The organism is Streptomyces phaeolivaceus, from assembly GCF_009184865.1.
Classification (GTDB): domain Bacteria; phylum Actinomycetota; class Actinomycetes; order Streptomycetales; family Streptomycetaceae; genus Streptomyces; species Streptomyces phaeolivaceus.
Map to the genome: position 1 here is coordinate 5697273 of NZ_CP045096.1, position 24033 is coordinate 5721305.

Sequence of the window (24033 nt, forward strand, 5' to 3'; positions counted from 1 at the left end):
CGACGGACGCACACAGTGCCACGGCACCGCCGTACCGGTCGTACGGGGAGGTGGGTGTGCGCGGGCGTCCGTACGCGGGGACGCGTACGGCGGTCCGGTGAGGAAGGGAGGCCGGCCGTACGGCACGCGCGGGGGCGGCGTACGGCCGAGCCCGGGGCGCGAGCGGTGGTGGCTGCCCCGGGTCACCGGCTGTCGTCAGATGACAGCGGTCCCGGCGGGGGGACCCCGAGAGGTGATCGCATGGACGAGAAGGAGCCGGCGCGGCGAACGGTCCGAACGGCCGCGGCGCACCCGGGGGCGGGGCCGCTCCGCCGCGACGGGCAGCGCGAGCGACAGCCGCAGCGGTGCGGCCAGCCAGCCGGCCACGGCCCGCAACAGCCCGAAGGCGGCGCGCTCGCCGTACGCCAGCCACAGACCGCACAGCAGCGCGGCCAGCAGATGCGCGGCGAACATGCCCGACGAGGACGCGTACATCGACGCGAGCGAGGACAGGAGCGACGAGGAGGACGCGGACGAGCCGTCCAGGAGGTACCCGGTGTGGTCCACATGGTCCATGGGACCGGCCCCAGCCGTGGGGACCGTGTGAACCATGTGGGCGGAACCCATGTCCATGAGTCCCGCCGAGTCCGCCGAGTCCGGCGAACTCATGGCGCCCATAAGGCTGTTGTGGGCCGTGTGGGTCGTCGACTGTGCCAGTTCGAAGCCCGAGTGCAGGGCGGTCTGGGCGGCCACCACGACGGATGTGATCAGCGGGACGCCGCGCTCACGCCCGGCCAGGCACCAGCCGACCGCGCCGACCGCGACACCCCCGGCGGCCATCGCCCACCAGGGGACATGCCGACCGGACATCATCACGTGGCCCAGGGCGGCGAGCAGCACACAGACGGCCGCGAACATCGCGGCGCGTGTCGTGCGCGAACCCCACCCTGTGGTCATGGCGCCCCATCCTCGCATCCGGACACCGCCGTCACCCCGTCCCCTTTGAGTACGGATTTCCACCCGGCGTCGCACTCACACCGCCGACTGTGATCCGGATCACGAAGGAACCGGTCCCGTCGATGGGGCAGTCTTCTGCTTTGTGGGGACCCCGTCGCAGCACAACAGCCGTATCGGACCGGGCCGACAGGCGGGTCCGCCCGACCCGTCCGGCCCGTCCGCCGCCCGGCAGCCCGCCCCGGCCGGGCGGAGCAGACCGGACGCCGACTCCGGCGCGCACATGGTCGTCTGCGGGGACGACGGGCTGGCGCACCGGCTCGCCGCCGAACTGCGGACCGTGTACCGGGAGCGGGTGACCCTCGTCGTGCCGCCCACGGCACGGATCGCGCAACGGCCGGTCGTCGGACGGGCCCGGACCGCCGCCGCGCTCCTCGACCGGGTGACGGCGGTGGTCAACCGGGCCGCGGGCAACGGCGACCCCACGACCGGCGAGCCGAACACCCGCGACGGGGGTGAACGCGGCGAACGGGTCCTGGAGGCGGGCGAGGCCACCGAGGCCGTACTCGCCGAGGCCGGCGTGGAACGCGCCGCCGCGCTGGCACTCGTCTACGACGACGACGAGACCAACATCCGCGCGGCCCTCACCGCCCGCCGCCTCAACCCCCGCCTGCGGCTCGTCCTGCGGCTCTACAACCGCCGGTTGGGCCAGCACATCGAGGAACTGCTCGACCAGGCCTCGGCGTTGGCGACGGGCGGCACCGCCACCGACGGGGTCGACGGGTTCGGCGCCTCCACGACCGTCCTGTCCGACGCCGACACGGCCGCGCCCGCGCTGGCCGCGACCGCCGTCGCCGGCACCACCAAGGTCGTGCAGACCGACGGGCTGATGCTGCGGGCCGTGGAACGCCCGCCGGGTCGCGGCGGCCAGAACCAGGGCGGCCAGAGCCCGGGTGGCGGCCTGTGCACGCTCGCGCTCCTGTCGGCCACCACCAACGACCCCGCCGGGACCGAGGGTTCCGAGGGCAGCGGGGAGCGCGGCCCCCAACTCCTGCCCGACGAACGGGCGGTGGCCGAGGCCACCGGACGCGGCACCGTCGTCCTCGACACCGTGCGCTACGCCGGACCCGCGCTGCCGCCCGGCCGGACGGGCGGCGGATCGCTCGGCGCCTTCGGGGCGTACGGGTCGCTGCTGTCACGGCGGCTGCGATGGTCCCTCGCGGGGATGATCGGATGCGTGTTCGCCCTCGCCGTCGCCCAGATGGTGATCACCGGGGAGCACCCGCTCCAGGCGACGTACGCGACCCTCCTGGACCTCTTCGGGATCGCCGACCCGGCCACCGACCAGAGCGACTCCCGCCAGATCCTCCAACTCCTGTCGGGTCTCATGGGCTTACTCCTGCTGCCGGTGCTCCTGGCCGCCGTGCTGGAGGCCCTCGGCACGTTCCGCGGCGGCACCGCCCTGCGCAGGCCGCCGCGCGGCCTGTCCGGGCACGTCGTCCTCCTCGGCCTCGGCAAGATCGGGACCCGGGTGCTGGCCCGGCTGCGCGAACTCCACATCCCCGTCGTCTGCGTCGAGGAGGACCCCGAGGCGCGCGGACTCGCCGAGGCCCGTCGGCTGCGGGTGCCGGTCATCCTCGGCGACGTGACCCAGGAGGGCGTCCTGGAGGCCGCCAAGATCCACCGCGCCCACGCCCTCCTCGCCGTCACCAGCTCCGACACGACCAACCTCGAAGCCGGCCTGTACGCCCGTTCCGTACACCCCGACCTGCGCGTCGTCTTCCGCCTGTACGACGACGACTTCGCCACCGCCGTCTACCGCACCCTGCGCGCCGCGCACCCCGGTGCGCTGACCCGCAGCCGCAGCGTCACCCATCTCGCCGCGCCCGCGTTCGCCGGAGCGATGATGGGCCGCCAGATCCTGGGCGCGATCCCCGTCGAACGCCGCGTTCTGCTCTTCGCCGCCGTCGAGGTGCGCGGCCACCCCCGTCTGGAGGGGCGCACGCTCGCCGAGGCCTTCCGTCCCGGGGCCTGGCGGGTGCTGGCCCTCGACACGGCCGTCCCCGGGGAGCCGGGCCCGCCGTCCGGCCTCGTCTGGGACCTCCCGCCGACGTATGTGCTCCGCGCCGAGGACCGTGTGGTGCTGGCCGCGACGAGGCGGGGGCTGGCGGAGCTGTTGGGGCGGCGGGTGGGGGCGTAGGTTTCGGGCCGTCGCTCGGGTGCGGGTGCGGGTGCGGGTGCGGGTGCGGGCGCGGGTGCGGGCGCGTGGGGCTTCTCGCGCAGTTCCCCGCGCCCCTGAAAGACCACGGCCCGGCCAGCCCCACTCACCCGCAGACGACCCCGTGCGCGTCCCACGCCGGAAACGGATCCCGATCCTCAAGGGCCGCCGGAGAGTCAACCTCCCCCTCCCTCACCAGACACCCCACCAGCGCCGCCCGCAACGCGTCCCCCCGCAACCCCGTCCCGATGAACACCAACTCCTGCGCGTACGCCCCCTCTTCCGCACCCACCCCGGCCGGCTCGAACCGCGCGACCGCCCCCGCCTGCGACCACAGCCCCACGACCCCCGGCCGGCCGGCGAGCGTGAAGAACCCCTTGGACCGCAGCACCTGCCCGAAGGCGCCGCTGTCGAGCGCCTCGGTCACAAAGGTCCACAACCGCTCGGGATGGAAAGGCAGTTCCGCCCGGAAGACCGTCGACGAGATGCCGTACTCCTCGGTCTCCGGCACATGCTCCCCGTTCAGCTCCCGCACCCACCCCGGCGCCCCCTGGGCCCGTTCGAGATCGAACGCCCCCGTGCCGAGCACCTCGGCCACCGGCACCCGCCCATGGCTCACCGGCACGATCCGCGCCGCCGGATTGAGCCGCGCCAGCGCCGCCGCGAGTCGCTCGGCGGTCGCCGTGTCCACCAGGTCGAGCTTGTTCAGCACGATCACATCGGCGAACTCCACCTGGTCCATCAGCAGATCGCTGACCGTGCGCTCGTCGTCCTCGTACTGGTCGAGGCCCCGCGCCGCCAGCTCGTCCCCGCCCGCCAGCTCCGGCAGGAAGTTCACCGCGTCGACCACCGTCACCATGGTGTCGAGCCGCGCGAGATCCCCGAGCGTGGCCCCGTCGTCCCGCGCGAACGCGAAGGTCGCGGCGACCGGCATGGGTTCGGAGATCCCGGAGCTCTCGATCAGCAGATAGTCGAAACGGCCCTCCCTCGCCAGCCGGTCCACCTCCTCCAGCAGATCGTCGCGCAGGGTGCAGCAGATGCACCCGTTGGTCATCTCGACGAGCCGTTCCTCGGTGCGCGACAGCGCCGCCTCACCGCCCCGCACGAGCGCGGCGTCGATGTTGATCTCGCTCATGTCGTTGACGATCACCGCCACCCGCAACCCCTCGCGGCCCGCGAGGACATGGTTGAGCAGGGTGGTCTTGCCCGCGCCGAGGAACCCGGACAGGACGGTGACGGGCAGCCGTTCGTACGCCGTGGTCACGCCTCAGCCCTCGGGGTGGAGCAGCCCGCGCTCGTACGCCTTGAGCAGCCGCTGCGGTACGAGATACATGGTGCCGTCCACCGTGAACGGCACCAGCTGCGGCGTGCTCGCCTTCCACTGGGCGCGACGGTGACGGGTGTTGCTGCGGGACATCTTCCGCTTGGGTACGGCCATGGGGTCCTCCTCCACCGGTCCACGGGTGCGGGACCGGACTGATGGACCGGACGCTACATGAAAATGGATCCCATTACTAAAAGAGCTTCTCGGTGGCCGTGAGCAACCCCGCCACGCGCGCCGTATGGGAGGAAAGGGTCGAACGGGCCCGCTCAGCACAGCCGTTTCCGACGGAGGTACCGTCCCCCGTGGCCACAACCAAGGAAGAAGCGCCCCAGCAGCGCGGTCGGCACCTCGACCCGCCCCTCATCCTCACCATGCTGCTCGTCCTGGCGGTCGTGGCACAGGCGCCTCTGCGCGGTCTGCTGTCCGCGCCCGTGACGCAGAGCTGGATGACGGTGTTCGTGGCCGTGGTCGTCCAGGCCCTGCCCTTCCTGGTCATCGGGGTGCTGCTGTCGGCGGCGATCGCGGTGTTCGTGCCGGCGTCGTTGTTCGCCCGCGCCCTGCCGAAGCGGCCCGCGCTGGCGGTACCGGCGGCGGGCATGGCCGGGGTGGTGCTGCCGGGCTGCGAGTGCGCCTCGGTGCCGGTCGCGGGCGCCCTCGTACGCCGGGGCGTGAACCCCGCGGCGGCGCTCGCCTTCCTGCTCTCCGCCCCCGCGATCAACCCGATCGTCCTGACGGCGACCGCCGTGGCCTTCCCCGGAAACCCCGAAATGGTGCTGGCCCGCCTCGTGGCCAGCCTGCTCGTGGCCTGCGCGATGGGCTGGCTCTGGCAGGGACTGGGGCGCGGCGAGTGGATGCGCCCTCCCGAGCGCCCCTCCTACGAGGGTCAGGGCAAGGGCGCCGCCTTCTGGGGCTCGGTGCGGCACGACGTGATGCACGCGGGCGGCTTCCTGGTCGTCGGCGCGATGGCGGCGGCCACGCTCAAGGCGGTCGTCCCGGCCACCTGGCTGAACGCCGCCGCCGACAACCCCGTCATCGCCGTCCTCGCCCTCGCCGTCCTGGCCGTGCTCCTGTCGATCTGCTCGGAGGCGGACGCGTTCGTGGCCGCCTCGCTCACCCAGTTCTCCCTGACCTCCCGGCTGGCCTTCCTGGTCGTCGGCCCGATGATCGACCTGAAACTCTTCGCCATGCAGACCGCCACCTTCGGCCGCGCCTTCGCCCTCCGCTTCGCCCCCACCACCTTCGCCCTGGCGATCCTGGTGTCGGCCCTGGTCGGGGCGGTGCTCCTGTGAACCGCCAGGCCCAGACCGTCATCCTCTTCCTCACCGGCGGCGCCCTCCTGCACGCGGGCTTCACCGACCTCTACCTCCGCTACGTCAAGGCGGGCCTGCGCCCCCTCCTCATCGGCGCGGGCCTCGTCCTCATAGCCGCCGCCGTCGCCACACTCTGGTACGAACGCCGGGCACGACGCCAAGAGCCCCGGGACGACGAGCCGCAGACCCATCACGAACCTCGGGTCTCCTGGCTCCTCGTCCTCCCCCTCCTCGCCCTCGTCCTGGTCGCCCCGCCCGCCGCCGGTTCCTACACCGCGATGCGCACCGGCACGGCACTCCAGGAACAGCCCTGGGGCTACCCGACCCTCCCCGCCGACGGCCCGCTCCGGCTGAGCGTCGCCGACTACGCCGGCCGCGCGGTCTACGACAAGGGCCGCGCCCTCGCCGGACGCCAACTCAAGGTCACCGGGTTCCTCGCGTTCGACGGCTCCGGCACCCCGTACCTCGTCCGCATGGCCCTCAACTGCTGTGCCGCCGACGCCCAGCCCGTGAAGATCGCCCTCACCGGCGAACTCCCGGCCGTCCTCCAGCCCGACACCTGGATCGAGGTCACCGGCACCTACACCCCCAAGCGGACGAAGGACCCCCTCAACGGCACCGCCGTCCCCTACCTCCACGTCACCACCACCAGGCCGGTCAAGGCCCCCCAGGATCCGTACGACGAGGCCTGGAACGGCTGAGCACGCATCCGCCCTGGATAGCTGACGGTCCGTCAGTTATGGTCGCCGCACAGCCGTATCCGGGGTCCGAGGCCCGAAGGTCCGGAGTTCGAAGGTCCGGAGTCCGAAGGTCCGGAGTCCGAAAGCCCCGAGGTCCGAAGGGATGAGCGATGAGCCCCGTGCAGACACGTCCCGAGAGCCCGCAGCCGCCCGGCGTCCCGCGCTGGGTCGCGATGTTCTACGAACCCGCCTCGGCCTCCTGGCGGGTGGGCGCGGAGTCGCCGTACCGCTTCCCCGTGGCCTACGCGATGGGGGAGATGACCCAGACCCTGCGGGCCCGCGACGCCGATCCGGTCGTCACACTGTGGGGTCCCAAGGGCGGGGAGTGGGAGCGCCACGATCCGCCGGCCGCCGCCCCGCCGACCCCGCCGCCTCCACCGGCCGGGGAGGCCGGGGCGCCCGGCGGTGCACCCAGCAGGTTCGAGGAGCGGCTGACCGACCGCCGACAACAGGTGCTGATGGCCGGCCTGGGCAAGGCGGGGCTCTACGACCTGGCGCCGGACGATCTCGCCGCCGTCCAGGCCGTCGTGGACGGACTCGACGAGACGGCGGTCCGCAGGATCGCCCACTGGCTCACGGTGGCGGGCGGTGACCGGGCGGGGGCGTCGCAGGCATGAAAGGGCCCGGTCGCTGGCGACGGGGGATGCACCAGCGACCGGGCTATGGCCAAGGCTAACAAGGCTGCTGGCAGGACGGGAGCCGACTGCTCGACTGCGTTGACGAGTTGTGATCGGGATCACGTGGGGTGGGCGATCGCCCAAACGTTTGTTAGATGGCGTCCAAACGTTTGTTAGGTCACGTCCAAACGTTTGTCAGGCGCCGCCCAAACGTTTGTCAGGCAGCCCAAACGTTAGTTAGGCAGCCCAAACGTTAGTTAGGCGACCCAAACGTTTGTTAGGCGCCGCCCAAACGTTTGTCAGGTCAGCCCCCCGCGCACGGCGGCTCGTACGACAGCCGAGGCAGGTACTCCTCCCACTTGTCCCGGGTGAGAACCCCGCGTGTCGTCGAGCAGATCCGCCGTACGGCGTCGTCCACGTCCAGATTCCACAGCCGTACGGTGTCGGCGCCGCTGGACACCCCGAGCATGTGGCTGTCGGGGCTGAAGGACAGGAACTGGCCGGTCTTGGCGTTGGGGCTCATCGCCTGGCCGATGGGGGAGGCGTCGGCGGGGCGGGCGACGTCCCAGAGGTGGACGGTGCTGTCGTTGCCGCCGCTGGCCAGGGTCCGGCCGTCCGGGCTGAAGGTCAGCGACACGACCGCCTCGGTGTGGCCGACGAGCGGGGAGCCCAGCCGGGTCGCCGCGCCGGGGTCGGAGACGTCCCAGAGCCGTACGGTGTCGTCGCCGCCCCCGCTGGCCAGGGTCTCGCCGTCGGGGCTGTAGACGAGGTCGCTGACCGCGCCCCGGTGCGCGGTGAGGGGCTTGCCGAGCCGGGTGGACCGGGCCGGGTCGGCCACGTTCCACAGCCGGATCGTGCCGTCCGCGCTGCCGCTGGCGAGCGTACGGCCGTCGGGACCGAACGCCAGGGCGAGGATGTAGCCCTTGTGGCCGGTGAGGCGCTTGCCGAGCGGGACGACGCGGGACGGGTCGCGGACGTCCCACAGCTGGACGTCGTGGTCGCCGTAGGAGGTGGCGAGGACCCGCCCGTCGGGGCTGTAGGCCTGCGCGTCGGTGTATCGGATCCGCAGCGCCAGGGGCGATCCCCGCAGGACCGGGCGGGCCGGGTCGCTGACGTCCCACATGTACAGCGCCCGGTTTCCGGCCACGATCGAGAGCGTGCGGCCGTCGGGTGAGAACGACAGGGAGCGATTGCCGCCGTCCATGAGCGTGAACGCCTTGCCCAGCAGCACCGGACGGCCGGGCTCCGCCACGTTCCACAGCCGGATCCGGCCGTCGCGCCCGGCCGTGGCCAGCACCCGCCCGTCCGGCCGGAACACGCCGTTCCTGCCGACCATGTCCGAGGTCGGCACCGACCACAGCCGGACCTTGCTGTCCCCGCTCCCGGTGGCGAGGTTCCGGCCGTCCGGGCTGAAACCCAGGGCGAACATCTCCCCGCTGGCCCCGGAGAGAGGCTCACCGACCTGCGACGGATACGCCGGGTCGTCGACGTTCCACAGACTCGCCGTGCTGTCCGCGCTGGCGGCGGCGAGCAGCTTCCCGTCGGGGCTGAACGCCACGGACCAGATGGGGCCGGTGTGCCCGGTGAGCGGCGCCCCCAGCGCGCTCGCCCGCCGTGGCTCGGCCACGTCCCAGAGCCGGACCGTGTTGTCCGAACTGCCGCTGGCCAGCGTCCTCCCGTCCGGGCTGAAGGCCAGCGAGTGGACCAGGCTCGTATGGCCCTTGAGCACGGTGCCGAGGGGTGCGGGATCGCGTGGATCGGCAACGTCCCACAGCCTGATGGTGTTGTCGTCGCCCCCGGTGGCCAGCGTCCTCCCGTCCGGGCTGAACGCGACGGCGCGCACGGGGGCGCTGTGCCCGGTGAGCGGAGCGCCGAGCGCCGTCGCGTGCGCCGGTTCGCTCATGTCCCACAGCCGTACGGTCCGGTCCTCGCCCACGGACACCAGCGTCTTCCCGTCGGGGCTGAAGGCGATCAGGAAGATGGTCCCGTCGTGCCCGGTCAGCGGCGTGCCCAGCTTCCGGGGCGCGCGCGGATCGCGGACGTCCCACAGCCGGATCGTGCCGTCGTCGCCGGCGCTGGCGAGCGTGCGGCCGTCCGGTGCGAAGACCGCGCTGCTCACCCAACTGCCGTGCCCGGTGAGGGGTTTGCCCAGGACCTCGGGCCGGGACGGGTCCGCCACGTCCCACAGCCGTACGGTCCGGTCGTAGCTGGCGGTGGCCAGATACTTCCCGTCGGGGCTGAACGAGGTGAGGTAGACGGCGCCGCCGTGGCCGAGCGCCGGGGTGGCCAGGGGCGCGTTGACGATCGAGACGAGCCGGTTGTCGGTGCCCTCGTCGTCGGGCCGCAGATCGTGCGCCACCAGGTCGAGTTGGGCGGAGAGCGAGGGATCCGAGTACTGCACGCGATCCGCCTGCGCGACCACCTGTTCGAAGACCGCGTCGTTGCGCTGCTGCCAGGCCACCACCGCCGAACCCACGGCCACCAGCGCGAACGCCACCAGCGCCGCCACCGCGCTCCGCCTGATCCGGACCGTACGCCGGCGCAGGCGCACCGAGGCGGCCAGGAACTCCACCGCGCTCCGGGTCAGGAAGGTGTCCCCGGCGTCCTTGGTGGCCTTCGCCCAGCCGTGTGCCTGTTCGAGCCGCGAGCCCCGGTAGAGGAGCGAGGAGTCGCGTTCGGAGTCCTCCCAGGCGCGGCCGTCCTCCTCCAGGCGCTGGCGGAGGAGGTGGTCGTTGCGGCCCTCGTCGATCCATCCCCGCAGCCGGGGCCAGGCGTGCAGCAGCGCCTCATGGGTGATCTCCACGGTCTCCGCGTCGAGCGTCAGCAGCCGGGCGCGGGCCATCGCCTCCAGCGACTCCTCGGTCTTCACCGGGTCCGCCGACCCGTCCGCGAGCTGCCGGCGGGTGCCCCGGCGCCGGGTGGCCTGGGTGTCCTCGTTCAGCCGGACCAGCCGCAGCAGCACCAGGCGCGCGGCGGTACGGGCCGCCGGGTCCAGCCCCGACCAGGCCCGCTCGGCGGTCGCCGCCACCGCGCCCTGGATACCGCCCGCCGCCCGATAGCCGGCCACCGTCAGCCGCCCCGCCTTGCGCCGCTGCCAGGTCACCAGCAGGGCGTGCGACAGCAGGGGGAGCACGCCCGCGTCGTGCGCCCCGCGCGGACCGTCCGCGCTCACCTCCCGCACGATCAGCTCCGCGAGCCCCGGTTCCAGCTCCAGGCCCACGGCCTTGGCGGGACCGGTCACCGCCTCCCGCAGCTCCGCCGTCGTCAACGGGCCCAGCACCATGTGCCGGTGCTGCAACGCGTCCGCCAGCTCCGGATGCCCGAGGCACTGTTCGTAGAAGTCCGCCCGCACCCCGAGCACCACGACCACGGGCGCCGCCCCGCCCTCCGCCCCGGGGGTGCACGCCGCACTGAGCAACTGCACGAAGGTCCGCCGGTCGGCTTCGTCGGAGGAGAGGGTGAACGCTTCTTCGAACTGGTCGACGATCAGGACGGGGCGGGTGGGGGTGTGGGGGGTGCTGGCGCCGGGCACGCCGGATGCGCCGGGGCTGTCGGGGGAGGGGGCGCCCTTGGATGAGGGCGTGCCCTTGGGGGTGGCGGAGGTGGCGTCGCCGTCGTCGTCGGCGCTCTCGCACCGCCGCGCCCATGCCGCCACGGCCTCCCGTACCGCCTCGGCGAACATCGGCGTTCCGGGCTCATCGGCGGCGGACACGACCCGCCCCAACTCCGGTATCCGCCGGGTCAGCTCCCCGACCGGATCGGCACCCGGTACGAGTCGCAGCACCTGCCCGGCCCGCCGCCCGCCCGCGGGCCCCGTACCCACGAGTCCCGGGCCTGCGTGCCCCGTACCCACGTGCCCCGGGCCTGCGGGCCCTGTCCCCGGGGGGCTGTCGTCGTCGCCGTCCAGTGCGCCGCCGCGCACCGCCGGCACCAGGCCCGCGTGCAAAAGGGAGGACTTCCCGGCGCCCGAGGCGCCCACCAGCATCACGAGCCCGCCCGTGCGCCCCGCCGCGCGCAACAGCTCGACGAGCGCGCCGGTGCTCCGCTCCCGCCCGAAGAACCAGCGGGCGTCCTGCTGCCGGTACGAGGCCAGCCCCCGATAGGGGCAGACCCCGCCGGGCAGGGGCGAGCCCTCGCCGGGAGGCTGCTCGCCGCCCTGGGACTCGGCGCCGGTGGCCGCGCCCGTGGCCGTGCCGGAAGCGGAATCCGTGTCCGCCGGGCGCTCCCCGACGGGATCGGCGAGGGCCCGCTCCCACAGCCGCTGCCACTGGGCCATGTCGTACAGCCCCTTGGACACCGGCACGGGCCGCGCCCGCCGGGCCTCGGGGATCAGCACATGCAGTACGGCGGCGAGGGCGGCGAACTGCGCGGGCACGTTCCTGGCCCGCCGCCAGTCACTGATCCGCTGGGCGGACACCCGCACGGGCCGCCCGCGTTCATCGGTCCGCTGGAGCCGGACGACCGACTCGGAAACACTCTTGAGAGGTGGATTGCCCGCTTCCTTGTACAGCAACGCGAGACGTTCCGCGAAGGCCGTGCGTGCCCCTGAGCCGTGACTCAAGGCATCCACCCCTTACCTTCCCCCGCTACCTGGACATCCGGACCGGAAAACTCACCTTATATGCCTGACCTGCGGAAACGCCGTCACCGGGCGACCGGACCCTCCTTCCCGTCACCCCCCGACTGGCAGGATCGGGCCCAGGCCGCCCCACACCGGTGCACAGGCCACCGGCGTAGCGCCCGCAAATCCGCCCCATCATGCCGCACACCCCCGGCGGGCCCCCGCGACGCCCCCACCCCCACGCACCTCCACACAGACCTCGATCCCTGTCCCCCTGACACGGATCGACACCCCCGCGACGTTCGGCACCGGTCCCCACGTGGGGAGGGACCGGTGCCGGACGAAGCGGGGTCCGGTACGTGGTCGGCGGGCGTGGATCCGCGCCCGCCGTGGTCAGGAATTCGTGATCGATTCGCCCGCACGCCCGCACGCCCGCACGCCTGTCGGCTCGCGTGGCCGCGTAGTGGCGTGGCCGGGCCCACCCCCGTGGAACCCGGCCACCCATCCGATCGGGTTGTCCGTCGTGGCCCCGGGTGTCGAAGGCGGCCGGTCAGAGTCGTGGAACACTCTGGTGTGCGGAACCCTCCGCAGAACGTACACCGTAGTTGTGGGCGACCGTCAACTAGAGTTGTGCGTAAGCCACCGATTTCCGTGCTCTCACGCACCAGAGTGGACGCAGCGGCGATCATGACAAGGACGTACCGACCGTGACAGACGACGAGCCGCGCACCTTCGCGCAGTTGCTGGACCACCTCTTCCAAGAGGTCCACCCGGCAGGTCGCGGGCCCTACACGTACGCCGAGGTCGCCGAGGGCATCCGAGCCGCCTCGGGGGACGAGGGCAAGGGGCTCACCGCGAGCGCCATCCAGCAACTGCGTACGGGCGCCAAGAAGAACCCCACGAGGCACACCATCAAGGCTCTCGCCGATTTCTTCGGCGTGCCCGCCGGCTACTTCGTCGACGAGGAGGCCGCCCGGCGCACCCGGGCGGAGATCGCCGTACTCGCCGCGATGCGGGACCAGAACGTCCGTACCGTCGCCCTGCGCGCCAACGGCCTGAGCGCGGAGACCCTCCAGATGGTGACAGCGGTGATCGAACAGGCCCGCATCCTGGAGGGCCTCCCCGGCGAGCCCCCGTCCCACGACCTCAACCTGGACGACTGACGTCTGACGACTGACGACTGACGACTGACGTCTGACGTCTGACGACAGGAGGTCCGGCTGCCGCGCCGATCGCAGATCGCCGACCGATGATCGCCGACCGCAGATCGCCGACCGCCGACCGATGATCGGCAACTCTCGATATTCGGCCATTCGGCCAGAGGACAGAGATTCTCTTGGACCGGCCTGGGGATTCGCCTAAGCTTTCGAGCGATTCGGTGCCGGGGATTCCGGATCGCACTCCGGCCTTACGGGGTCACGCCAAGCCTTCGGCGGTCAGACCCGAGCAACGTCAGGACCGGGCATGGACCTTGAGCGGTTACGCCGCGCGTGCGAGGCACGCGTGGACGCCCTTCGGCTCCCCCACCGCTTCAACACCCGTGACCTCTGCGACGCCGTGGCGCAGATGCGCGGCCGTCCCATCGTCCTCAGACCTCTGAGCACACTCGGCGCGATCGACGCACCCTGCGGAATCCGCCTGGAGACCCCCGACGCCGACCTCCTCTTCTACGAGGAGGGGACATCGGCCCTGCACCAGAACCACATCCTGGCGCACGAGGTCAGCCACATCATCTGCGACCATCCCGGCACCCTGGAGCTGGACGCCGACGCCTTCCACGCCCTCGGCTTCAACCCCACGCTGGTCCAGCGGATGAACGGACGTACGAGCTATTCCACGGACGACGAGCGCGAGGCCGAGATGATGGCCACCGTCATCCGCCAGCACATCTACCGAGGACGTGAACTGCCTCCCCGTGAGCCCGAGAAGGGCGCCGAGCGCTGGGAGGCCCTGTTCGCCAAACCCATCAGGAAGGGCCGTCGGCGCCGATGATCGACCTCTTGTTCGCGGGCGTGGCCGTCGTGCTGCTCCTGGCCGCCGGATACTGGGTCCGCGGACGCGGCGGCCACCGGCCCACCGGCACCTGGGCCATGGCCGGGCTGCTCGTGTCGTTCGCTCTCGCCTTCGGCTCGTACGTCTCCGTCGTGGAGAACGCCGTCGAGAGCGTCGTCCCCGAGGTCGGGCGCCTGCTCAGCAATTCGTTCACGCTGGCCGCCGCGACCTCCGTGCTGGCGTTCATGCTCCAGCTCGATCTGGAACCGGCCGAGGCCGCCCGGCGCATCCGCCGCCGCGTGCTCTTCCTCGGTGTCTCCGTCGCCGCCATGACGGTTCTCTTCACGGCCAGTCGGCTCAACGACGACTCACCGCAGCTGTACGCGCTCTATGTACTGATCTACATCACCTATCTCGGTGTCACGGCGAAGGACTTCGGCAGACAGACCTGGAAACAGGCCGGCCACTCACGGCGCAGAAGCCAGCGCGTCGGACTGCGCGTCACCGCCGTCGGCTGCGCCTTCGCCCTGCTGTACGCCGCGTACAAGGTGTTCGGCCTGATCTCCATCGGGCTCGAACTGAACCTCCTGCCGCACGGCGTCCGTTGCTCGACGCCGGTCAGTCCCGTCCGCTGCGTGTTCAGCGTGACGGCACCGGCGCTGGCGGTCCTCCTCATCACCCTGGGGCTCACGCTGCCGGCGGTCGTCTGGCCGTTCAGCCAGTTCCTGCGCCGCAGATGGGAGGCGCGGTCGTTCACCGCGCTCGCCATCCTGTGGAAGGACATCACCGACGCGACCCCGGAAGTCGTCCTGACCTCACCGGGACCGCACGGCTCCGCCGCGTACTCCGAGGAACAACCCGCTGAGGACTCCGACTTCGTTCTCCACCGCCGGGTGATCGAGATCAACGACGGCGTGCTCGCGCTTCGCCCCCACCGTTCCGCGCGCGTCCAGGGCAGCGCCGCGCGGGCCGTTGCCGCACGCGGCCTGGCAGGGACCCCGGAAGGCGACGCGATCGTGGAGGCCGCGATCCTGCGAGCGGCCGTCCACGCGAAGATGAGCGGGAGCGAACCGAGGACGCAGGCCGCACCACCGGCCTCCAGGACAGCCTCCCGAGCGGGTGACCTCCGGGCCGAGACCGAGTGGCTGCTCCTCGTCGCCGAGGCCTACGCGCAGAACGGGATCGCCCACGCGCCGACCGACCCCATCCCCTCGGCCCCCATCCCCTCGGCCCCCGACGAACCAGCCCTCGACGAACTGACACCCTCCGGAACGGACCCGCACGCGTGACCGACCCGACAGCCACGCCCCACCCGACCGCCACACCCGACCCGACCGCCACGCCCCACCCGACCACCCCGACCGCCACGCCCCACCCGACCACCCCGGCGGCCCCGACCACCTCTGCCGCCCCGCCTACTTCCGCCACCTCTGCCGCGTCGGCCGACCCGCTGCGGGACCCGAAATTCTTCGCGGACCCCTACCCCACATACGCCCGGCTGCGGGACGCGGCACCGGTACGCGAGGTGCCCGCCGGTTCAGGAGCCCGCCCCAGCTACCTGGTCACGGGCTACGCGGAGGCCCGGGAGGCGTTCGCCGACCCCCGGCTCTCGAAGGACACCACGCGGTTCTTCGCCGGCCGGCCCTCGCGGCGCGATCTCCATCCGGCCGTCTCCCGGAACATGCTCGCCACCGACCCCCCGCAGCACGCACGGCTACGGGCCCTGGCGACCAGGGCGTTCACCACCGGGGCCGTCGCGCGGCTGCGCCCCTACATCTCCACCCTGGTCGACGAGTTGCTCGACGCCTGGCCGGACCACGGCACGGTCGACCTCGTCGCGGACCTCGCGATCCCGCTGCCCGTCACCGTCATCTGCGAGATGCTCGGGGTGCCCGAGTCCGACCGCGGAGCCGTACGCACCTGGTCGAGCGACCTGTTCGATGCCGGGGACCCCCGGCGGATCGACGCCGCCTCGCACGCCGTCGGCGAGTACATGACCGACCTCGTCGCCGCCAAGCGCGCCGCGCCCGGCGACAGCCTGCTGGACGACCTCATCGCCGTACGGGACGGCCAGGACCGTCTGACCGAGGACGAACTCGTCTCGCTCGCCGTCCTCCTGCTCGTGGCCGGCCACGAGACCACCACCAACCTCATCGGCAACGCGGCCCTGGCCCTGCTGCGGCACCCGGAGTCGCTCGCGCGGCTGCGGGCCGAGCCTCGGCTGCTCGGCGGCGCGCTGGACGAGTTGCTGCGCTTCGACTCACCGGTCGGGATCGCCACGTTCCGCTACAGCACCGAGGCGTTGACGCTCGGCGGCACCGAGATCCCCGAGGGCGTCCCGGTCCTGATCGCACCCGGCGCCGCCAACCGCGACCCCGAGCGGTTCCCCGATCCCGACCGCCTCGACCTCACCCGCAACGCATCCGGGCATCTGGCCTTCGGCCACGGCATCCACCGCTGCCTGGGAGCCCCCCTGGCCCGAGCCGAAGCCGAACTCGCCCTCCACGCCCTGATCACCCGCTACCCCGACGCCCGCCTGGCGGCCCCGACCGAACCCCTCCCCTGGCGCCACACCCGCCTGTTACGCGGCCTCACCTCCCTACCCCTCACCCTCTGACCGGACAGATGCCCGGGGCAGCACGCCTCCTCCGCCTCCGGTCGTGACAGCGTTGAAAGGGACAACGAGGGACGACGAGGGACGACGAGGGACGACGAGGGACGACGAGGGACGACGAGGGATGACGAGGGACGGTTGGTGACGCCGCCCGCTCTTCGCCGACGGGCTCTGGCGCTGCTTCAGGGACTGGCGGCCGAAGCCGTACGACGGGATCAGCTTGCCGACGGGCGGGCACAACGACGTCACGCGGCGCCGGGACGTGGGGAGCCCTTGAAGACCTGGCTGGTGTGCCAGGTGCGGTGGGTCGCCGCGACGGGGCGGATACCGGGCTGAGGACCGATGACGCGGCGGCCGGCGAGTGCGGTGACGTGGTCGCGGGCGGCGGGGCTGCGGCCGATGAAGAGCTGGGAGACCATGACGACGTGGCCGTCGCCCATGCCGAGGACGCCCTTGTCGAAAAGCTTGTGGTGCAAGGAGCACAGGCACAGCCCGTTGTCGACGTCGTCCGGGCCGTCGTAGGCCCACCAGCGCACGTGTGCGGCCTCCAGCGCGACAGGCGTGGTGCCGATCATGCCGTCGTAGCCGCAGAACGCGCACTGATACTCGTAGGCCGTCAGTACCAACTCCCGCATACGACGGTCACGTAGACGTCGTTCGGGGACGGGATGGGCGCCGGTCTCCGCCAGTTCCAGTTCCAGGCCGACCGCCTCGCACAGGTCCGGGTGGAGCGAGGGCGGGAAATGCAGGTCCAGCAGGACCCTTGCCATGCGGCCGAGGAGGGAGGGTTCGCGGCGCAGTGCCGCGCGCAGATCGGGGGCCAGACGTCCCGTGGCGCCGCTGGCCCGCAGTGTCGTGACGGCCGTGCCGGGGCTACCGGGGCCGCGGTCGGTGCGTACCTCCCACACCTCGTCGTTGGCCAGGTGGTGGAAAGGATAGGCGGGGGTGGTCACGCGAGCGGGGCCGTACTCCGCCAGCAGCCGCTTCAGATCGGCCTCCACCGAGCTGTAGCGCAACTCGTCCTCGGCGTCGGCCTGGAAACGACCCAGCGCGTACAACAGCAGCAGCGGTTTGTGCGGTGCCCGTACCCCGTCCCGGCTCCACTGCCTCAGACTCGTGGCGCGCTCCAGCCAATCCATGGCCCGTGATCGTACCGACGCGTTCTCCCGCCGCTGGTTCCAGGGCGACCCGTAACGGTGCGGCGCCGTACCCGGAGATCGCGGAGGCCTGGCATCCGGAGCCTTCTTGTACCACTCCGTGATGACCTTGGTCAGGTGCACAACGTTCTGCTGACGCATGATGGGGGCGGAGGCGTTCGGCTCGAAGTCCTCGTTCGCGGCCGAGGTGAGGTACTGGCCGAATCCCTTGGCGTGGTTGATGTCCACCTTGCGGTTGTCCGGGTCCGGCTTCGCCGGGTCAGGGATGGTGAGGACGACCGAGGGGTCGGCGAGCGGGATACGCGTCGTATAGACGGTCCGACCGCCCTGCTGGTGCGGATCGCCGAGTAGGCGAACTCCTCACGCACGGGAGACAGGCGCGACGAGTCGCCGGTGATGCTTTGTCAGCCACGCACCTGCTACGCCGCCATGAACCGCACGCCCAGCGCGATCGGTGCGCGACACGAAGGCACACCGGCGGCGCTTTCGCCGTGACGCGTTCTCCCGGGCGATCGTGGGCCGGTCCGCCGTCCACCGGCAAGAGGACCAAGCGCGCCCTCGACGCCCGCGGCATGGCCGAATGCGCGCGTCCGTCGCCTGTGCCGCGCGCCCTCCGCGACGCCTCGTGAGCCTCAGGGCCTACAGGTTGCACCCGAGGACGGTGGCAGGAGACGCAAGGGCGCCTGTACGGGGCCTTCGATTGAGCAGCCGCCTCGCGCTGTACCGCACCAACAGCCCCGCGTGTGATCGACCGCCTCAGCGCGATGGACCCGCTGCTTTCGGTGAGAGGGATGCGTTGGCAGCCGACTCCCGAACCCGGCCCCCAAGAAGACCAGAAAACCACTCAGGGACCCGACCCGCTAAGCGGATCAGGCCCCTGACCTGGTGATACAGCTGTCGGGGTGGCGGGATTTGAACCCACGACCTCTTCGTCCCGAATTAGGTCCGATCATGTTGCCCACCAGCTGCGAAGGATGTATGCCCAGGTCAGGCTGTTGGTGGCCGTTGGTCTCGGGTGGTGTCGCGAGGGCTCTGGGAGAAGATCTTCTCCCAGATTTCTCCCAAGCGGTGGGGTGACAGCGTGACAGTTGCTTCAGGATGTCGCGTTACGAAGGCGAATTTGCATGCTGCGGTACGCCGTCAGCTGCAGCACGGCGCATGGCGTGCCACCGTCTATGCATTGCTCGCGCAGAGGATCGGTTGAACCGTCCTTTCAAGTACCTCGACGTCTCTCTGCTCTGGCTGAGGGAGTTGGCCGAACCCGCGGGTGCACCTGCACGTTTGGAGCAAGAATGGCGGCCTGGTAGATCAACAAGGCGCAGGGGGCGAAGTTCTGTATGACGAGCCAGGTGGAAGTAGGCGGCCTGAGGATCGCCAAGGCGCTGTCGTACGTGTGTGGGCATCGGGACGAACTCGCCGCGCTGCTTGACGAGGACGACGCCGCCTTGCGTGCTGTCGAAGCCGCAGTCGGCAGGCCGCCCGCAGACGTCTCGCTCACTACCCTTCTGGACGCCTTGCACGCAGCAGTTCGATGCGCAGGCGATCCATCGGGGGTGTATGGGGGAATGGGCCGCAGCGTGATGTCGGCCGGTGTTGCTGGTTTGGACGTCGTGTACCGGTGTCCCTTGCAGCTGTGTATCGGTCGATCCGGTCAGGAAGTGGACGGCGACGTGCCACGCTGCCAGTTCGCCCCCGGCGCGACGGCACTGATCCGGGAGAGGCTCCCGTAGTGGGAGGGCTGCTCAGTGAACTCAGCAAGAAGCTCGCCGAGCGGTGGCTGACTCTCCTCGTACTCCCAGGCGCGCTCTATTTGGCGGTCGCCGCAGCCGGACACACTCTCGGGCAGAGCGCTGCGCTCGACGTGGGGCGGCTTACTCACGCGATCTCGGACGCTGCCCGGGCTCCCGTGGCGACTGCGGTAGGCGGCCAGGTCGTGCTGCTTGCTGCCATCTTGGCCGGTGCGGCCGCCGCTGGTCTTGCTGCCCAGTCCCTCGGCTCCGTTGTCGAGCGTGTGACCCTGGCTGCCGGCTGGGGTGCATGGCCGTGGTTGTTCGGTGAGTTGGCTGAGCGGTACGTGGCACGCCGGCAGCGTTGCTGGGACGCGGCACGGGCGGAGTACGAAGCTCTAAGGCTTCTGGAACGCGCTCCGCGACCGGCTGACCGTCCCAGGCCCCGGGAGCGTCACCGCGCTGCCCGCAGGTATGAACGTATCTCCGTGGAGCGGCCTGAACGGCCGACTTGGAGTGGTGACCGGATCCACGCCACGGCGGTTCGGCTGGACCGAGATGCACATATCAATCTCCTCATCCTCTGGCCACACCTTTGGCTAGTGCTGCCGGAAGAGATACGTGGCGAGATCAGCAGGTCCCGCGCCGCGTTGGCGCGAGCTGCCGTCCTCGGTGGATGGGCCCTGCTCTATCTGCCTCTGGCCTGGTGGTGGTGGCCTGCAGCGCCGCTGGCCGCCACGATGGTGGTCGTCTCGGCACGTCGCCTCCGTGCTGCGTCGGACACCTACGCCACATTGCTGGAGGCATCTGTGCGCCTTCACCTGGCGGACCTGGCCGACAAGCTGCGCATCGAGGAACAGCCGATGGGTCCTCTGCTCGGTGGCGCGGTCATGCGACGGCTGAGCAGCCCGGTGCCTGCGGCGGAACCGGCTTCGTGAGCTCCGTCGAATTCAGAGGCTCGCCTCGGCAGTCCTGGGCGGTGCGGCAATCAGATCTACCGGAGACGGAGATGGGGAAGTGACAGGACGGTTTATGCAGGAGCGTGAGCAGGATTTCGCAAGGAAAAGCGAAGTGGAGAAGCGCATTGGCGTAGTGGAGTTACGGCTGGCCCGGCTCGCCCGCGAACAAGATCCTCGGGTGGTGCTGGAGCCGGAAGCACTGGTCGAAGCCCGTCAGCTTGCCTCGATACTCCACGATGACGAGTCCGACCTGGAAGGTTACTACCTCCTCGGTTGGTTGCATGTCTCCAGGTACAAGGCACTTCCCGAAGGGGCTGGGCAGCGGGACAGAGAGGAAGCCGTCGCGAAGTTCACGCCCTGCTTCGTGTTCGGCGCAGATGAGGAGGATCTGCCGGACGAACTCCTTCCAGATGTGGCCCAGCGCGCGCTCGGCTTCGTCTGGAGGATCCAGCAAGGGATGAGTGCTTCGCCGAGCCCGGCTTTGCGCGCAAGAGTGACCGATCTCCTGCGCCGTATCGCGGCCGCTATCCCCCGTGGAAAAAGCGAGTACGCGGAAACGCTGTCCAATCTTTCCGTCATCCTGAGTTCCCACTTTGACGCGGGTGGCGAACTGGCGGATCTGGACGCGGCTATCGACGCGGCCCTGGGCGCAGTGGAAAGCACGGCAACAGGGCATCCGAAACAGCCGGGCATGCTGTCCAACTTGTCAGGTGTGCTGATGTCGCGCTTCACTCATACAGGTGCCGCGGCGGACCTGGACGGTGCGATCGAGACCGGCCGATTGGCAGTCCAAGCTTCTGTGGGCTCCGCTGTCGGCAGTGCTGGCGGGCTCAACAACCTGGGTACCGCGCTGAAGACCAGGTTCACCGAGAGCGGCATCCTGTCGGACGTGGACGCGGCGATCGAAGCCTTCCAGGAAGCCTCAGCCCTCTGTACCGAGGACCACGAGAAGGCGGGAGTTCTTCACAATCTGGGGACCGCCTGGCACGGCCGATATGAAAGCACCGGCGCGCTGGCGGATCTCGACAACGCGATCGAGTTCTGCCAGGCCGCAGTCGAGGCGGCTCCCGAGGAACATCCTGCGCGCTCCATGTTCCTGTCTGGGCTCGGCACCGTCACGCTGACTCGATTCCAACGCACTGGTGAAACAGCCTATTTGGGCCGATCCGTTATTGCGTTCCGGGAAGCTCTGGAGATACTCCCGTCGGGGCACCGGGCTCGTGGGCTTCGTCTCTCCGGCCTGGGGCAGGCTCTCCTGGCGCGATACCGCATCGGCGGCGACAGGTCCGATCTCGATACGGCGATCGAGATGAACCGCGCTGCCTCCCGGGAAATTACCCCGCATCAGACCGAGTTCAACGCGGTTCTCAACAACCTGGCCATCTCCCTCGGGCAGCGTTTCGAATGCACTGGTGACATGGACGACCTGGACGAGGCGATCAGTGCCAGTCGTGCTTCCGCTCAGACCACCGCGGACGGTCACGTCGACCGGCCGACCCGTCTGTCCAACGTCGGTCTGATGCTGTGGACTCGGTTCAAGCACACCGGGGCGTTGTCGGACTTGAACGCCGCGATCGAGTTCGCGCACGGAGCCGTGAAGACGGCACCCCGTGAACACTCCGCCTTGGCGGCGATGCTGTCCAATCTCGGCACAGTGTTGTTGCAACGTTACGAGCGGAACGGGGACCCTCAAGACATCGACGAGGTGGTCCGAAGAAACCGCGAGGTTCTCGACATTACGGATGCAAGCAGTCCTGACCGTCCTCGCTTTCTCGCGAATCTGTGCACCGCCCTGCACACCCGTTTCCAGTGCACTGGAGGCTTTGAGGACCTGGACGGCGCGGTCGCAGCGGGACATGACGCGACCGCCACCGTTCCGTCCCACCACCCTGAGCGCCCCAGGTACTTGTCCTTGCTGGGAGGTGTGCTGACCGTCAGGTTCGAGAGGACCGGGTCCATAGCGGATCTGGATGACGCGGTGGTTGCGTGCCAGGCCGCGCTCGACATCTCGTCCGCGGAACATCCGGAGCGCGCCGACTACCTGTTCCAGCTCGGGGCAGCCCTGTATCGCCGGTATCAGCGGACTCACACGCGGCACGACTTTGATCGCGCACTGGCCGCCCATATGGAAGGCGCGCGAGCCGACGGGGCCAGGCCCTCGATTCGTATTCGGGCCGCTCAGGCAGCGGCCTCAATGACCGGACGGTCGGATCCTGATCTCGCAGCCGATCTCTTGGCCAGCGCCGTACACTTGCTGCCCGAAGTGGCAGACCGCCGCCTGAGCCGTGGTGACCAGCAGCACGCCATGGGCAAGTGGTCCGGGCTGGCCGGAGATGCGGCGGCACTGGCTCTTGCTTCTCGCGAAGGCACACCCGCTGATCGAGCAGCGCGAGCACTGCAGCTGATCGAGGTGGGCCGCGGCGTCCTCCACAGCCAGGCGCTGGACATGCGGAGCGACCTCGCAGAGCTTCGCGAGCGCCATCCCGACCTGGCCCATCGCTTCGAGGTACTTCGTGACGAGCTGGACCGGCCGATGGAATTGGCTTCCCTCACGGAACCCGACGGACAAGTCAGCGCCGCCGTACGTGCGGTCGATGCCGAGGAGCAACGACGCAGCCGCGCCGACCAACTTCAGGCCACGCTGGGCAATATCCGAGCGCAGGACGGATTCGCCAGCTTCGCTCGTCCCCCCGCCGTCAGTGAGCTCCTGGCACAAGCCACCTCCGGCCCGGTGGTGAGCTTCAACGTCAGCCGCTACCGCAGCGACGCACTGCTGTTGACGTCCGATGGCATCGAGTCCCTGAACCTGCCCGACCTCACGTACGACCTCGTCATCGAGCAGATACAGACCTTCCATAGGGCCCTGGAAACCGTTGCGGATCCGCGCATGTCGCCCCTCACGCGAAAGGAGGCGCAAGCGACGCTTCACGCTGTCTTGGAGTGGCTGTGGGACGCGGCGGCCGAACCGGTCTTGCGCAGCCTTGGTTTCACTGGTGAGCCCTCTCCCGGACAGTCGTGGCCCCGCGTCTGGTGGGCGCCTGGCGGGCTCCTCTCGCTGCTACCTCTGCACGCTGCCGGCCATCACTCCGAGTCGCTCCGGGCGGACTTGAGAGACGGGGAACCGCCGACAGTCATGGACCGTGTCGTCTCCTCGTACACCACCACGATCCGCGCACTGCACCACGCGCGCCGTCGTCACACCTCCGCGCCGTCCGTGAGCCGGTCACTGATCGTGGCCATGCCCACAACTCCGGGCGTTCAAGGTCGCCTGGACCACGTCTCGGAAGAAGCCGCACTGCTGTGCGGCCTGCTGCCCGAGCCGACGCTCCTCATGGCGCCGGGGGCAGAAGCTGACGGCATGACCGTCCCCGGGCCGGAGACACGACCGACCAAGGCTCGGGTCCTGAAGGCCCTCTCCGATTCCGGGATCGTTCATTTCGCGTGCCACGGTGCCCACGACCCCGACGACCCGTCCCAGAGCCTGTTGCTTCTGCACGACCACGAACGTGATCCGCTCACGGTGGCGAGCCTTGCAGGAATGAAGATGGACTCGGCCCAACTGGCCTACCTGTCAGCGTGCCGAACAGCGTTCATGGAATCCGTGGAGCTGATCGACGAGGCCATCCATCTCACATCTGCCTTTCAGCTCGCGGGTTTTCCCCACGTCATCGGCACCCTCTGGGAGATAAACGACGAGGTTGCCTCGCACATGGCAGCTGACTTCTATGCTGAGCTCGGCGGGGTCACCGACCAGCATGGTGGCCTCGACACGGACGTGGCGGCCCGTGCTTTGCACCACACTGTGCGCAAGGTCCGTGATCGCTATCCCAAGGCCCCCTACCTCTGGGCGGCCCACCTGCACGCCGGGATCTGAACGCGGG

16 protein-coding genes are annotated in these 24033 nt (G+C 70.5%); 10 read left to right on the forward strand and 6 right to left on the reverse strand.

All coding sequences use genetic code 11. The annotated features are described in order from the left end of the window. Nucleotides 1–195: 195 nt before the first annotated feature. Nucleotides 196–936 (reverse strand): hypothetical protein, encoded by a 741-nt coding sequence (locus F9278_RS26840; RefSeq protein ID WP_193241650.1) that lies wholly within the window; start codon nt 934–936, stop codon nt 196–198. A 280-nt stretch (nt 937–1216) separates the two neighbouring features. On the opposite strand from F9278_RS26840, the gene F9278_RS26845 reads away from it, so the two are divergent. After that, nucleotides 1217–3133, forward strand: coding sequence for an NAD(P)-binding protein (locus F9278_RS26845; RefSeq protein ID WP_152174154.1), 1917 nt, complete (start codon nt 1217–1219; stop codon nt 3131–3133). Between the two features lie 124 nt (nt 3134–3257). On the opposite strand, the gene F9278_RS26850 is transcribed toward F9278_RS26845, so the two are convergent. Both F9278_RS26850 and rpmF read right to left on the reverse strand, forming a co-directional pair. Further along, nucleotides 3258–4415, reverse strand: a complete 1158-nt coding sequence (locus F9278_RS26850; RefSeq protein ID WP_152170597.1) for a GTP-binding protein — start codon at nt 4413–4415, stop codon at nt 3258–3260. A gap of 3 nt (nt 4416–4418) precedes the next feature. After that, nucleotides 4419–4589 (reverse strand): 50S ribosomal protein L32, encoded by a 171-nt coding sequence (gene rpmF / locus F9278_RS26855; protein ID WP_152170598.1) that lies wholly within the window; start codon nt 4587–4589, stop codon nt 4419–4421. A 188-nt stretch (nt 4590–4777) separates the two neighbouring features. Between rpmF and F9278_RS26860 the strand changes: the two genes are divergently transcribed. The 3 genes from F9278_RS26860 (at nt 4778) to F9278_RS46350 (ending at nt 7142) form a co-directional block, all read left to right on the forward strand. Next, the gene (locus F9278_RS26860) at nt 4778–5764 is read left to right on the forward strand and encodes a permease (protein WP_152170599.1); all 987 of its coding nucleotides are present in this window, start codon (nt 4778–4780) and stop codon (nt 5762–5764) included. Further along, on the forward strand, nt 5761–6486 hold the full coding sequence (locus F9278_RS26865; protein WP_152170600.1) for a TIGR03943 family putative permease subunit: 726 nt from the start codon (nt 5761–5763) through the stop codon (nt 6484–6486). Before F9278_RS26860 ends, F9278_RS26865 begins: the two co-directional genes overlap by 4 nt. A 149-nt stretch (nt 6487–6635) precedes the next feature. Next, nucleotides 6636–7142: a hypothetical protein gene (locus F9278_RS46350; RefSeq protein WP_193241651.1), complete on the forward strand. Its 507-nt coding sequence runs from the start codon at nt 6636–6638 to the stop codon at nt 7140–7142. Nucleotides 7143–7446: 304 nt separating this feature from the next. On the opposite strand, the gene F9278_RS26875 is transcribed toward F9278_RS46350, so the two are convergent. After that, nucleotides 7447–11712, reverse strand: coding sequence for a WD40 repeat domain-containing protein (locus F9278_RS26875; protein WP_152170601.1), 4266 nt, complete (start codon nt 11710–11712; stop codon nt 7447–7449). A 698-nt stretch (nt 11713–12410) separates the two neighbouring features. Between F9278_RS26875 and F9278_RS26880 the strand changes: the two genes are divergently transcribed. The 4 genes from F9278_RS26880 to F9278_RS26900 all read left to right on the forward strand — a co-directional run bounded on the left by F9278_RS26880 (nt 12411) and on the right by F9278_RS26900 (nt 16312). Further along, complete coding sequence (locus tag F9278_RS26880; protein ID WP_152170602.1) at nt 12411–12866, forward strand: helix-turn-helix domain-containing protein; 456 nt, start codon at nt 12411–12413, stop codon at nt 12864–12866. 301 nt (nt 12867–13167) lie between these two features. Then, nucleotides 13168–13695 (forward strand): regulator component, encoded by a 528-nt coding sequence (locus tag F9278_RS26890; protein ID WP_152170604.1) that lies wholly within the window; start codon nt 13168–13170, stop codon nt 13693–13695. Next, on the forward strand, nt 13692–14984 hold the full coding sequence (locus F9278_RS26895; protein WP_193241652.1) for an MAB_1171c family putative transporter: 1293 nt from the start codon (nt 13692–13694) through the stop codon (nt 14982–14984). Before F9278_RS26890 ends, F9278_RS26895 begins: the two co-directional genes overlap by 4 nt. A 161-nt stretch (nt 14985–15145) precedes the next feature. After that, entirely contained in the window at nt 15146–16312 is a 1167-nt protein-coding gene (locus tag F9278_RS26900; protein ID WP_152174156.1) for a cytochrome P450 family protein, read from the forward strand. Nucleotides 16313–16554: 242 nt separating this feature from the next. Here the strand turns inward: F9278_RS26900 and F9278_RS26905 are convergent, their stop codons facing one another. Together F9278_RS26905 and F9278_RS26910 are read right to left on the reverse strand one after the other, a co-directional pair. After that, nucleotides 16555–17448 carry a phosphorothioated DNA-binding restriction endonuclease gene (locus tag F9278_RS26905; protein WP_152174157.1) on the reverse strand — a complete coding sequence of 298 codons (894 nt, stop codon included), beginning with the start codon at nt 17446–17448 and terminating at the stop codon, nt 16555–16557. Between the two features lie 1669 nt (nt 17449–19117). After that, the gene (locus F9278_RS26910) at nt 19118–19345 is read right to left on the reverse strand and encodes a hypothetical protein (protein WP_152170605.1); all 228 of its coding nucleotides are present in this window, start codon (nt 19343–19345) and stop codon (nt 19118–19120) included. A gap of 450 nt (nt 19346–19795) precedes the next feature. Here F9278_RS26910 and F9278_RS26915 point away from each other — a divergent pair, with 450 nt between their 5' ends. Next, nucleotides 19796–20131, forward strand: coding sequence for a hypothetical protein (locus F9278_RS26915; protein ID WP_141760883.1), 336 nt, complete (start codon nt 19796–19798; stop codon nt 20129–20131). A 94-nt stretch (nt 20132–20225) separates the two neighbouring features. Then, the gene (locus F9278_RS26920) at nt 20226–24026 is read left to right on the forward strand and encodes a CHAT domain-containing protein (protein WP_152170606.1); all 3801 of its coding nucleotides are present in this window, start codon (nt 20226–20228) and stop codon (nt 24024–24026) included. Nucleotides 24027–24033 lie beyond the last annotated feature (7 nt).

Excerpts from the sequence above, each read along its gene's own strand:
- F9278_RS26905 (WP_152174157.1), bottom strand. The coding sequence starts at position 17,448 with ATGGATTGGCTGGAGCGCGCCACGAGTCTGAGGCAGTGGAGCCGGGAC.
- F9278_RS26845 (WP_152174154.1), top strand. The coding sequence starts at position 1,217 with ATGGTCGTCTGCGGGGACGACGGGCTGGCGCACCGGCTCGCCGCCGAA.
- F9278_RS26895 (WP_193241652.1), top strand. The coding sequence starts at position 13,692 with ATGATCGACCTCTTGTTCGCGGGCGTGGCCGTCGTGCTGCTCCTGGCC.
- F9278_RS46350 (WP_193241651.1), top strand. The coding sequence starts at position 6,636 with ATGAGCCCCGTGCAGACACGTCCCGAGAGCCCGCAGCCGCCCGGCGTC.
- F9278_RS26920 (WP_152170606.1), top strand. The coding sequence starts at position 20,226 with ATGCAGGAGCGTGAGCAGGATTTCGCAAGGAAAAGCGAAGTGGAGAAG.
- rpmF (WP_152170598.1), bottom strand. The coding sequence starts at position 4,589 with ATGGCCGTACCCAAGCGGAAGATGTCCCGCAGCAACACCCGTCACCGT.
- F9278_RS26840 (WP_193241650.1), bottom strand. The coding sequence starts at position 936 with ATGACCACAGGGTGGGGTTCGCGCACGACACGCGCCGCGATGTTCGCG.
- F9278_RS26890 (WP_152170604.1), top strand. The coding sequence starts at position 13,168 with ATGGACCTTGAGCGGTTACGCCGCGCGTGCGAGGCACGCGTGGACGCC.